Origin of the sequence: Providencia sp. PROV024, assembly GCF_032709665.1 — a bacterium.
Lineage (GTDB): Bacteria > Pseudomonadota > Gammaproteobacteria > Enterobacterales > Enterobacteriaceae > Providencia > Providencia huashanensis.
On record NZ_CP120545.1, the window covers coordinates 102,384 to 114,925 of the forward strand.

Here is a 12,542-nt window from a genome sequence, read left to right on the forward strand (position 1 = left end):
ATAAAATTTGCCTATAGTAGAGATAAAATGTCTCTTATCAGTACAACCTGTTAGCGACCAAGCAGAATATCGATGCTTATTTTTAAAGCATATATGCTTTCGTAATACCGTGCTAGCCATATTGGTATTGTGCATTTCCAGATTATTGTATCTAGGCGTAGGCATACCTTATAATTTAACGACTTTAGCGTACATCTACCAGTAACATTTTAAAACGCTTGTAAAAATTCAGGGTTTTCTCTGTTTTTGGTAACGTATCTGACCATTTTGTCATATTTTTATGGCATGCAGGAAGATATCGCTGCAATGACAGTTTGCGCATCGATGTCCGCGCGCATTTCTGAATGCCCGATAGTGGTAGGTAAAATTAAATGCAGTTTTCCACCCATTACTTTTTTATCGCGCATCATATGCGGTAGATAATCATCTGGCTTCATTTGTGAAGGGCCTTTGACAGGAAGTGATGCACGTTCTAAAAGTGCTATCACCCGTTGGGTTTGCTCCGGTGTAAATTGGCCTATCAATTCAGCAGTTCTTGCTGCCATAACGATACCTGCTGCAACGGCTTCACCATGTAACCAGACACCATAGCCCATATGAGCTTCAATGGCATGCCCAAAGGTGTGACCTAAATTGAGAAGCGCACGTAACCCACTGGTTTCTTTTTCATCAGCAGCAACGACTTGTGCTTTCAATTCGCAACAACGACGTATGCAGTAGGCCATCGCTTGGTTATCTAGCGCGACCAGAGCATCAATATTGTTTTCTAACCATGTAAAAAAGTCACCATCAAGAATTATTCCATACTTAATCACTTCTGCTAAGCCGGAGGCTAATTCCCTTTTGGGTAAGGTTTTTAAACAATCAAGGTCAATAACTACCGAGGCAGGTTGGTAAAATGCCCCAATCATATTTTTCCCTAGAGGATGGTTTACTGCGGTTTTACCGCCAACAGAAGAGTCCACTTGAGATAATAAGGTGGTAGGAATTTGGATAAAACGTACTCCGCGCTGATAGCTAGCAGCAGCGAAACCCGTAAGGTCACCGATAACCCCCCCACCAAGAGCGATGAGGGTAGTATCTCGGTTATGGTGCTTTTCAAGTAGTGCGGTAAAAACATCGTTCATGATGAATAGCGATTTGTATTGTTCGCCATCAGGAAGAATGATGCTGTCAACCTTTACGCCAGAAGATTCAAGAGCGTGTTTTACCTTTTCAAGATAAATTGGTGCAAGCGTTTCATTTGTCACTATCATTGCGCGTTGCCCAGTAGTTAATGGCCAAAATGCCCCAGGTTCGTTATATAAACTTGGCGCGATATTGATTGGATAACTACGTTCGCCCAGAGTAACAGTGACTTTTTCCATCTTGCTTTACCTTGAGTTCATTATTTTATGAAAATAACACCATGATTAATTAGTTTTTCTCTAATAGCTCAATGATTTGGCTTGCGACAACTTTAGCGCTTTGTTCATCAGTATGAATGGTAATATCAGCAATTTCTTCATACATAGGATTGCGCTCGTCAGCCAGTTTTTCCAGTACTTCACGTGCCGGTTCGTCAACTTGTAATAGAGGACGCTTTTTGTCACGTTGTGTACGGGATAATTGTTTCTCAATGGTCGTTTCAAGATAGACAACGACTCCACGAGCGGACAAGCGGTTACGGGTTTCTTTGGACTTAACAGAACCGCCACCCGTTGCTAATACGATGCCTTGTTTCTCAGTGAGCTCATTGATGATTTTTTCTTCGCGATCGCGAAAGCCTTCTTCACCCTCAAGGTCGAATACCCAGCCTACATCTGCGCCAGTACGTTTTTCTATCTCGTGATCAGAGTCGAAAAACTCCATATTAAGCTGTTGAGCCAACTGACGGCCAATAGTGCTTTTGCCAGCACCCATCGGTCCAACCAGAAAGATATTGCGTTTCTCTGCCATGTTTTTTGGTATTACTACGATTATTCGTTAATGATCACCCGCCCCGCCAATCGAATTAGCGGCGGGACCTATAAACTGAAACCTCATTAGTGATGATGTGAGATCAGATAAGAAAATTATCTCAATACATCAACCCGAATTGCAACTATATAAATGCGGCACTAAGCGAACAAAGTGCCACATTTAAAATTACAGGTCTCAATGTTTGAGCCGTCTATATTGCCTAATGCATTGTTTAGCATAGTTTTAACAGGTTTTGCCTATAGGTAGTAGCGCATGATTTCTGTTATTTTTAGAGCAAAATTGTTGTGGCTGTTTTATAAGCGACTGACAGCTTGTTCTTTAATCTACGGATAGTTAGAACACTCAATGGATAACCTTGTATGCTAAAACGACGCCAGCGTCAAATTTATCCGGTAGGTTTATAGCATAAAAATATTTTTTTTGACTAATCTTTGGCTTATTGTTTATTCAACTCATTGAAGTATATGTGTTATTTTATTCGCGTTAAATATTGATAAGTTTTGGCGTTATAAAAACAATAAGAACCCTTCTATCTATATGTTCCGCAGTATTTGTAAATAATGACCCTAAGAGAGGAATTTGAGAGATAAATGGTAAACCTGTCTCTGTTTTTTCTTGTTTTTGCTGAAAAATGCCACCTAATATTAGGGTTTCATTATTTTTAATAGTGACGGATGTTGATATTTCTTGCTTATTTATTGCTAAATGGTGACTTTGGCTACTGGTTAGTGCGGTATCTGGCGAGTTATGGCTAATTTTTAGGTTCAACTCTACTTTTTCATTGCGGATAATGGTCGGGGTGACATCCATACCTAGTACAGCATCTTTAAATTGTACGTGAGTTTTCTTTTCATTGCTTGTGACATAGGGTATTTCTGTACCTTGTTGAATACTCGCAGGTTGTTGGTGTGAGGCGATTAACCGAGGGCTAGCAATAATGGAGAGTAAATTTTCTTTTTCTAAAGCGTTTAATTTTAATTCAAGTAACCCATCGCTTAGTTTTAACACATTAAACGAAAATTGCCCCGGTGCGGAATGATAACGGTTATAACGGTTAAGATGACTGTTGGCTGTATTCCCCGCTAATATTCCCCACTCAAGCCCTAATTCTTGTAATGCGGTTCGGCTACTACTAATAATATGCGCTGTTATTTGAACTTGTTTATTGGGTTTATCTTTTTGTTTTATCCACTCTTCTAGTAAGGCTATTCGCTGTTGATTATCTTTGACTATCACACTATTTGTGGTGTGGTCATGATGAATAGATGCATTTTTTGATAACAATAAAGTTTTGGGGTGCTCTAGTTGAGTGCGTATTTCTAGAGCATCGATTGAAATTAATTGAAAAATTTTTTCAATTAAAGGGTCTGTATGTTGAGAAGATAGGCTCGTAGCCATCACTGGACTAGACTGTGTTTGTTCCTCTACGGGATGTAAAGGCGCAAATGGGTCTCGTATTTCTTGAGCTGATAGCCAAAAAGCAGGCAAAAAGAAACACCCTATGATAGCTACGAGTATCGGTGTGTTAATTAACTTTCTATTCATTACTATTATCATCCTTGATAGCGAAAGTGTGGTTAATTGATGAAAAAGTGACTGATGCGAGTATGGCACCTTGCTTTGAAGTTAATTTTATATCTGAGTAACGGTATCGTTGAGTATTAGGCAAAGTGAGAAGTTGCTCTATAAAGCGATAGACACTGATGAAATCCCCTTGAACTTCGAGGAAATAGCCATGGCTACTCGTTGGTTGTAGTTGGTTTAATATGACAGTTGAATGGTTCAGTAATGTATTAAGTTGTGAAAGTAGTTCTAGTGGTTCACCTTTAGCATCGACAATTTGCTTTAGAACATCTGCTTGCTGTTCTAATAGATGTAAGGGCGGAAAGTGCTGTAATTGTCTGGTTTCTTTTGTTATTTTTTCAATTAAACTATTGTTTTCCGATTCTAATTCAAGACGTAGTATTTCATTTTCTTTCCAGTATGAAAAATAGCCTGCAAATAAAAATAAACTGATAAATAGCCAAATGGGTATGGTTTGCTGCCAAAAAGGGCGATACCAAAAAGCATGAAGTGATTCACTCATTAGCTTCTCCTTGGCGTATAGCGGTTAAATGTAACCGGTGTACTTGGTTTGTACGGCTGAGCTTTTTTAATTGGATGTGGTTTAGCCCTCGCTCTTTAAGCTTAGGGCTTAGTAAGCTAACATTTTGGAAGTCATAACTGCGGGCTTTTATTTCTATTTTATTATCAACTAATTGGACGGTAGTAAGCCAACTTTTTAATGGTGTGATTAATGGCAAGTCTTGTAATAATTTGAGTAAAAACTGGTTATTGTTCATAACCTCATCCAATCTGTTTTTTTGGTTAATCAATTCGAGGAGTTGTTTTTTCTGGAGAGATACTCGTTGTGCTAACTGTTGCGTTTGCTCATATTGTTGTTGATGGTGATATTTTATTTTTTGTTGCTTTTCAATTTCCAATTGGTGAAAAAAGACTAAAAAGCAACAAGTGATAAGCACTGAGCAACCAGCAACCAGAGAAAAAATAATAAATAACCGTTGTTTCTTCACAATTTGCTGCTGCCGCCAAGGCAGAAAGTTAACTTGATATAGTTTTGATAACCCCATGAGTTAAATATCTCCATGCCGTAATGCTAGCCCTGCTGCTATCACAAAATCCCCTAACTGATGGGGGATTTTAAGATTGTTATGCTGAAAAGCTTGGCGTAACTCCCAGCTATGTATTGCTTCAATGCTATGTTTATCATGAATGTTTTGATGGTCGGTAATGAGGTAAATGGGTAATATCGGTGATGACTCTTCTTGGTTGAGTAAAGACAATAATGCAGATAGCGTCGGGGTTTCGGTGTCGGGTAGATGGTTATAGTTGGCAGGTTGACTAATAGGGCCAGACCACAGCCACTCACCTTGCCTATAGTGAACTAGCCAGCTTTCATCGGGTAAGCCCGCATGGCGAGCAACATAACGCAGCGCAACGGGGGCGACATCAATTGCCAGTAGATTGAATCCGCTTTCTGCTAATAATTTTTGCCAAAAGTTAATTTCTGATTTTCGAGCCCCATTAAAATAAACGTGTTGATTGATTACTCTATAATCCATTGCCAGTTCTTGAGCATGCATAGGAAAACGTTTTTCAGCTTGCAGTTGTAGGTACCAACCTAATTCTGGTTGCTGTAGATTAATTTGGCTAGGTAATGCAAATTGTTGTTTTAGTGTCCTAACTGCAGGTAATGCGATAGATACAGAACAGTTTTTAGGTAATTTCTGACGCCATTGTATTAAAATATTCAGTAGAATCTTGTATTGTTCATGGTCTGATTTGTCAGCAATTTCGAAGGGAAGTTGTTGTTGCCAGCATTCACACAAAGACCAGTGTTTCTTGCGACGTTTAGCGGCAACTAGCTGAATTTTGCTTTGATATAGGTCGATTCCAATGTTCCATTTTGATGTGTACATAGTTAATTTCCTTATCATTAACCAATAAATTACATTTTCTATTGTGCTGTATAAGCTTTATACTATGCGTTAGTGATATCTAAACCCTCTTGTTTGCCAGGCATGGGAATTTTCAGGTGAAGTTCGTAAAATATTTTTTTATTCTTGTTTTCTGTTGCATTTTTTTGGGAACCGCTTCGATATATGGCATGTATAAATATGTTGAAGGTGAGTTGCCTGATGTAGCAACAATGAAAGACATCCGTCTGCAAATTCCAATGCAGGTATACAGCGCTGATAATGAACTGATTGCTCAATACGGTGAAAAACGTCGTATTCCATTACCGCTGACAGAAATTCCACCATTGATGGTAAAAGCATTCATCGCAACCGAAGATAGCCGTTTTTATGACCACCACGGCATCGACCCAATTGGTATTTTTCGGGCTGTTTCGGTGATGGCTTCATCGGGTCATGCATCTCAAGGGGCGAGTACGATTACTCAGCAACTGGCGAGGAATTTTTATTTAAGCCCTGAAAAAACCCTTATGCGTAAAGCTAAAGAGGCTTTCTTGGCGATTCGTATTGAGCAGCTTTTTACTAAAGATGAAATTATGGAGCTATACCTAAATAAAATTTATTTGGGTAACCGCGCTTATGGTGTTGGGGCTGCTGCTTATGTGTATTTTGGTAAAACTGTTGATGAGTTGACGCTCAGTGAGATTGCAATGATTGCAGGTTTGCCTAAAGCACCATCAACGTTTAACCCTCTTTATTCGTATGATCGCGCGGTAAACCGCCGTAATGTCGTACTTTCTCGTATGTTTGAAGAAAAATATATTACGCGAGATCAGTATGAACAAGCGAAAAATGAGAAAATAGTTGCTTCTTATCATGCACCAAAAATAGATTTTTCCGCACCTTATTTAGCCGAGATGGCTCGCCAAACACTGTATGATAAATACGGTGAAGACGCCTACACTGACGGGTATAAAGTATATACCACGGTGATCCGTAAAGATCAGGAAGCGGCAACAACCGCGGTACGTAATAACTTGATCGATTATGATACTCGCCATGGTTATCGTGGCCCTGCTGATGTGTTATGGAAACCAACAGAAACAGCTTGGGCATCAGATAAAATTATTGAAAAATTGAAAAAGATGCCAGTCTATGGCCCTTTGATGCCAGGGGTTGTTGTATCGGCAACAGGGTCTGAAGCTCAGGTCATGTTGGCTGATGGTTCGCAAATTTCAATTACGATGGCTGGTGTACGTTGGGCTCGTAAGTTTATATCGGATACGCAACAAGGCGCCTCACCAAGAGCCGTTAATGCAGTGGTACAAGCTGGCGAACAAATTTGGGTGCGTAAAGTTAAAGACAACTGGTGGTTAGGGCAAGTACCAGATGTTAATGCCGCATTTGTTGCATTGAACCCTAACGATGGGGCTATTATTGCCCTTGTTGGTGGGTTTGATTTTAATATGAGTGAATTTAACCGCGTTACTCAATCTTTACGCCAAGTTGGTTCAAATATTAAGCCGTTTCTTTATACCGCAGCAATGGATAAAGGCTTGACGTTATCATCATTATTAAATGATGTGCCGATTAGCCGTTGGGATGCGGGTGCGGGCTCAGATTGGCGTCCAAAAAATTCCCCTGCTCGTTATGATGGTCCTATCCGTTTGCGTCAAGGGTTAGGGCAATCTAAAAACGTAGTTATGGTGCGAGCAATGAGGGCTATGGGCGTTGATTATGCAGCCGATTATTTGACTCGCTTTGGTTTCCCACCTGAGAATATTAACCGTACAGAAGCGTTGGCATTAGGTGCACCTTCATTTACGCCAATGCAAATGGTACGTGGTTATGCTGTTATGGTGAATGGGGGTTACCTTATTGACCCATATTATATTTTGAAGATCGAAAATCATAATGATGAAGTCATCTTTGAAGCGAAACCAAAATTAGCTTGCCCAGATTGCACTCATATTCCAGTTATTTATGGTGATACAGAACGTACGATTGCGATTAAAGGCATTGATGATGAATCAACAGAGGAAGTGACACAATCCGGTAATAACGCAGTGGTACAAGAGCCTACAATGGAGCTGGCGACAGCTGGGAATACTGACGCAAATTCTGATGACCGGTATGCACCGCATGTGATAAATACGCCTCTCGCTTTCTTAATTAGGGATGCGATGATGACGAATATCTATGGGGAACCTGGCTGGTCTGGAACTGGCTGGCGTGCGGCAAGAGATTTAGGTGGTCGCCGTGATATTGGTGGGAAAACAGGAACAACCAATAGCTCAAAAGATGCTTGGTTCTCTGGTTATGGCCCGGATGTAGTCGCATCGACGTGGATTGGTTTTGATGATAATAAACGAACACTCGGTCGCGGTGAGGCAGGGGCGAAAAGTGCTCAGCCGATGTGGGATGATTTTATGAAATCCATCTTAGAGGGGGTGCCAGTGAAAACAATGAAGCCACCTAAAGGTGTGATTTCGGTATCGATTGATAGTCGTACAGGTAAATTAGGCTCTTCCCGTAGAGAATACTTTATTGAAGGAACCGAACCGAAAGAACATGCAATACAAGAAGTTGGAACAACAATTTCAACAGAAAGTGGCTCTACTCAAGAGTTATTTTAGGGTTATTGCCTTGTTTAACGCACCCCATTGTTGACTAAGAACATGGGGTGTTTTTTTATCATGAAAGTTAAGGTAGGCATGAAAAAAATACAGAATATATGTATTATTACTTACTGCTTTTTAAGTAACGCTCAAGGTAGAAAAGTGCGCTAATATTCCTTGCCTCGTTGAAGTCAGGGTGCTCTAGCAACTCCATCATGCGTGATATAGGCCAGATTATTTGTTGTAGTGGTTCCGGCTCGTCACCTTCGAGTTTTTCGTGGTATAAGTTTTCAGCTACGAGGATATTCATTTTACTTGAAAAGTAAGAGGGGGACATGGTGAGCTTGGCTAGCTGAATAATATTATTAGCACCATAACCAATTTCTTCTTTAAGCTCACGCTGTGCAGCTTCTAGAGCGACTTCGCCGGGGTCTATAGCGCCTTTAGGGAACCCTAATTCATAGTTTTCAATCCCGACTGCGTATTCGCGGATTAGGATTAGGTTATCACCCATAATAGGAATAATAAGAACAGCTTCGCGTTTTGCTGGGCGCATTCTTTCATAGACTCGTTTTTCACCGTTGCTAAATTCGAGATCAACTGACTGGATGCTGAATAATTTTGATTGAGCAACATCTTGAATATTCAAGATTTTAGGTTTTTTTAACTCTGTCATAACGATTTCCGAACAGGATGAGTGAAATCTATTGCTAAAAGCGTATTTCATTTATTTATGTGGCACATTTACCTAGTACTCTAACTATGACCTATATCAAAAAAAAATGATAGATATTATCGAGTAGATAAAATGCTGCTAGTATAACCATCGCATAAACATAGCACAGATAAATAAATAAAATATTTTTTTACAACATATTGTAATTTAAAACAAAAACCATAAATAGAATAGGAATTGGCTTATTTTGAGAAAGCAGCAGGGTTGCTATGCTTTTCTTATTCATTTTTCATTGGGGAAACAATGCTAAACCATGTCATTATAACGGCTATAATTGTTATTAGCCTAACTATAATGGCTTCCTTCCTTTATTTCAGGCGGGGGCGGCGTTCTGCTGTCTATCAAATACCCTCAGTAGCAGCTCCTTCCTTCAGAAAAATGATTGATTCAGACTACCAGATAATATCCCAGTACTTAAATTATTGTTTATCTGTATCAATGACTCCCTCTCAACTTCCGTGGCAAATCAAAAAAAACTCGATTATTGCGACCGTTTGCCATTCACTGACGCGTTTTAATTTACGCCAAGAGCAAGGGAATAGTTGGCGCTATTTTATTGATACAATTGAGGTTCAGTTACCTTCACAGCTCGAACCTTTCTTACAACGTCAAAATGTTATGGAAATAGTGGAGACCGATCACTTACCGTTAATTATCTCCATCAATAGTCATTCCTTAAGGGATTTTAGTCACGAGTGGCAGGAAGAACAAAGTTTGGGTTCAGACTGGCCTGAGGCAGCTATTCAAGAACGTGGTCAACAAAATATCGAGCGGCTACGGGTTCGTAAGGAAACAGTTGAAGAGCATCGACTTCATAATTCTACAGGCTGGCTTGGTGCCGCGATTGTTTGTTTAAGCTTTTTGTTTGGCTATTTAACGCTGATTTCTATTCCTTTGTTACAGGAGTGGGGCTTGGTGATTACGATTATTTGTTTTGTTAGCGGGCTGCTGGTCTTATTTCGCTCAAGAATGTTTCCTCGTAAATACCAAGATATTCAGTGTATTCACGGGGAACCAAAGCGTTGGGAACTCTATGGTGAGTTAGATAAAAAATATTCTACGAACACCTCAATTGGCGGTATTGATTTACATTATCCAGCTCATTGGGAAAATTATTTAAAATATGAATCAAATCAACCTGTTAATATTGATTTTTATGCATCGGGTGAGGTTGTCAGACATGGAAAATACCTTTCTTTGCATGAAGAAGAACGTTATTACCCTTACAAACGATTCAAAAAAAATGTGTTGATGCTAATAGGTGCCTTGTTTGCCATAGTATTAGTTTTTTCATATCAATCAATGAGTTTACCTATAAAACTAGGTTTTGCTTGGTTTGGCGGCACAGAAAAAATTACCGTTGAAAACCCAAGTGACCTCGCTTCCCGCCAACTTAAAATTGGGGATACGTTAGTGGCTCAAGGGAAAGGGATGTGTTACCGACCTCCTAATTTGAATAAAGAAAACCAAGCACAGTTTGTGCCGTTTGATTGTTCAGGTCTTTATTGGAGCGATGTCCGTTTACTAACAGAGCCCCAGTCTGAGGTGGTTGAACAGTCAATTTTATTACTCAATACGGTTAAAAGCCAATTACACCCGGATAAAAACGCCGTTGGTGTTAACCCTAGATTACAGCGTGATATCATGAAATCAGGTATGAATATTATCTTTGATTTCTCTGCCATTATTCTGAATACCGAACAGCTGTGTCATACTTCTAATCGCTGCCTAAAGCTAAAAAGTGCCTTAATGAATCTTGGAAGCACTGAGGATTGGCCAACTCTGGTGAGTAAAGCTTCTGCTGGAAAATTGAACGGAGCGCATGTTTTATTACGCGCAGGAAGTGCAGAGGCCTTGGAAAACATCGTAGAAGACACCACATATGAATTCATTAAGGCAGAAATAGACAGAGAAGTACGGAAAATTAATAGTCCGCCACCTGGAGGCGTGTTATTGATTAGCGATGAGAATAAGCCTTTAGTTGATTTGATATCAGGGGCTTCCTTTAATGAACTGTCACCGTTGCAGCGTTGGTATGAACTACAGAGGTTATCGAGCCTTCTGAGTAATACACCTTTTAATATTGAAGGTATAATTACCAATCTGTCTACGGATGCTAATGGCACATTGCACATTACTTTACATGAGGAGCCAAATGCAGCTGTGGTATCCCAGTATGTATGTAGCTCGCTTTTTGTACTGTTTTTGATGGCTTGTGCATTGCTCAATGGCTCACTGATTGTGCTGCGTATTTTGAATAATAAGAAGCGTTTGCGTAATATTACACAATATTATGATAAGTGCTTTGAGGCTAATAATCCTTCCTATCGTCGATAGTGTTATCCCGAAAATAGTGGGAGCCTCAACTTAGTTTGATTCAGACTGATTTTGAGGAGGCACTATGAATCAACCTTCTGTAGAACCTGTACGCCTCGATAAATGGCTGTGGGCTGCGCGATTTTATAAAACCCGTGCAATTGCTCGAGAGATGATTGAAGGCGGCAAAGTACATTACAATGGGCAGAGAACAAAACCTGGCAAAATTGTTGAACTGCGAGCATTAATTAAGCTTAGGCAAGGTAATGATGAGCGAACAGTTGAAATTATTGAAATTAGCAGTCAACGCCGAGGAGCTCCGGATGCACAGCGACTTTACTGTGAAACAACAGAAAGTATTGCTCAACGGGAAAAATTAACGCAAGCGCGGAAAATGAATGCGCTGACGATGCCACACCCAGATCGGCGCCCGGATAAAAAAGAACGGCGCACTCTGTTAAAGTTTAAACATACAAATTCTCATGAGCCGTCTTAATGATGGCCAGAGTAATAGAGAGATATTATGGCAAAGCAAGATTTACTCCATCGTTTTCTATTTGAACAACATTCTGTTCGTGGGGAAATGATCAGTGTCGATGACACTTTTGAACGTATTTTAGAAAATCATGACTATCCTGCCGCAGTAAAAGGCTTATTAGGTGAATTACTCGTTGCAACTAGCTTATTAACAGCAACATTAAAGTTTGATGGTGATATTACTGTTCAAATCCAAGGTGATGGGCCAGTTAAGCTAGCGGTTATCAACGGTAATAACTTACAGCAAATGCGTGGCGTTGCCCGTATTGATGGCCCTGTTGTTGCTGGTAGCACACTGAAGCAAATGGTTGGCAACGGGTTTATTGTGATCACCATTACACCGACCCAAGGTGAGCGTTATCAAGGTATTGTTGCGATTGAAGGCGACTCTATTGAGGAAAGTATTGATGCTTATTTCCGCCAATCTGAACAGCTACCGACTCGTTTATTTATTCGTGTAGGTGAGGTAGACGGTAAAGCGACTGCTGGTGGGATGTTGTTGCAAGTTTTACCCGCGGCTGACGAAACCAGCCATGATATTTTTGACCATCTTGTGCAACTCACTGCGACAATTAAAGGTCAAGAGCTCAGCACATTAGATGTGAAAGAGGTTTTACATCGTCTTTATCATGAAGAAGATGTCACCTTGTATGACCCTCAAACTGTGGAGTTTCGTTGTACATGTTCAAGGGAGCGTTGCGAAAGTACATTAGCAACTTTACCAAAGGAAGATGTTAAGGATATTTTGCAAAAAGATGGGAAAATTGATATGGAGTGTGAATTTTGTGGCTCACACTATGTATTTATTGAATCCGATATTCAAGGGTTAAATAATGAGCTAAATCAGCAACTTCACTGATACGATTTAGCAACCTAATTATGTGACAAGGGTGCAAT

The 12,542-nt window shown here is 40.0% G+C and carries 11 protein-coding genes; 4 read left to right on the forward strand and 7 right to left on the reverse strand.

The genetic code is table 11. The features are described from left to right. Window positions 1–278 precede the first annotated feature (278 nt). From aroB to pilM, 6 genes are all read right to left on the reverse strand, one after another. The gene (aroB, locus tag P3L56_RS00440) at window positions 279–1,367 is read right to left on the reverse strand and encodes a 3-dehydroquinate synthase (RefSeq protein WP_048605596.1); all 1,089 of its coding nucleotides are present in this window, start codon (window positions 1,365–1,367) and stop codon (window positions 279–281) included. Between the two features lie 49 nt (window positions 1,368–1,416). Further along, on the reverse strand, window positions 1,417–1,938 hold the full coding sequence (gene aroK / locus P3L56_RS00445; protein WP_004906592.1) for a shikimate kinase AroK: 522 nt from the start codon (window positions 1,936–1,938) through the stop codon (window positions 1,417–1,419). 507 nt (window positions 1,939–2,445) lie between these two features. After that, the gene (locus P3L56_RS00450; RefSeq protein ID WP_072065726.1) at window positions 2,446–3,507 is read right to left on the reverse strand and encodes a secretin N-terminal domain-containing protein; all 1,062 of its coding nucleotides are present in this window, start codon (window positions 3,505–3,507) and stop codon (window positions 2,446–2,448) included. Next, the gene (locus tag P3L56_RS00455; protein WP_166686987.1) at window positions 3,500–4,048 is read right to left on the reverse strand and encodes a hypothetical protein; all 549 of its coding nucleotides are present in this window, start codon (window positions 4,046–4,048) and stop codon (window positions 3,500–3,502) included. The genes P3L56_RS00450 and P3L56_RS00455 overlap by 8 nt, the downstream gene beginning before the upstream one ends. Further along, window positions 4,041–4,592 carry a PilN domain-containing protein gene (locus tag P3L56_RS00460; protein ID WP_042848629.1) on the reverse strand — a complete coding sequence of 184 codons (552 nt, stop codon included), beginning with the start codon at window positions 4,590–4,592 and terminating at the stop codon, window positions 4,041–4,043. The genes P3L56_RS00455 and P3L56_RS00460 overlap by 8 nt, the downstream gene beginning before the upstream one ends. Window positions 4,593–4,595: 3 nt before the next feature. Further along, a complete protein-coding gene (pilM, locus tag P3L56_RS00465) occupies window positions 4,596–5,441 on the reverse strand; it encodes a pilus assembly protein PilM (protein ID WP_048605594.1) in 846 nt (281 codons plus the stop codon). Window positions 5,442–5,557: 116 nt separating this feature from the next. Between pilM and mrcA the strand changes: the two genes are divergently transcribed. Then, window positions 5,558–8,074: a peptidoglycan glycosyltransferase/peptidoglycan DD-transpeptidase MrcA gene (gene mrcA / locus P3L56_RS00470; protein WP_071547564.1), complete on the forward strand. Its 2,517-nt coding sequence runs from the start codon at window positions 5,558–5,560 to the stop codon at window positions 8,072–8,074. A 106-nt stretch (window positions 8,075–8,180) separates the two neighbouring features. Here the strand turns inward: mrcA and nudE are convergent, their stop codons facing one another. Beyond that, a complete protein-coding gene (nudE, locus tag P3L56_RS00475; RefSeq protein WP_071547565.1) occupies window positions 8,181–8,732 on the reverse strand; it encodes an ADP compounds hydrolase NudE in 552 nt (183 codons plus the stop codon). Window positions 8,733–9,035: 303 nt separating this feature from the next. Here nudE and P3L56_RS00480 point away from each other — a divergent pair, with 303 nt between their 5' ends. The 3 genes from P3L56_RS00480 to hslO all read left to right on the forward strand — a co-directional run bounded on the left by P3L56_RS00480 (window position 9,036) and on the right by hslO (window position 12,504). Beyond that, window positions 9,036–11,129: an IgaA/UmoB family intracellular growth attenuator gene (locus tag P3L56_RS00480; protein WP_129467227.1), complete on the forward strand. Its 2,094-nt coding sequence runs from the start codon at window positions 9,036–9,038 to the stop codon at window positions 11,127–11,129. Between the two features lie 64 nt (window positions 11,130–11,193). Beyond that, the gene (gene hslR / locus P3L56_RS00485) at window positions 11,194–11,604 is read left to right on the forward strand and encodes a ribosome-associated heat shock protein Hsp15 (RefSeq protein WP_129467228.1); all 411 of its coding nucleotides are present in this window, start codon (window positions 11,194–11,196) and stop codon (window positions 11,602–11,604) included. Window positions 11,605–11,631: 27 nt separating this feature from the next. Beyond that, entirely contained in the window at window positions 11,632–12,504 is an 873-nt protein-coding gene (hslO, locus tag P3L56_RS00490; RefSeq protein WP_042848622.1) for an Hsp33 family molecular chaperone HslO, read from the forward strand. The last annotated feature ends 38 nt before the right edge of the window (window positions 12,505–12,542 follow it).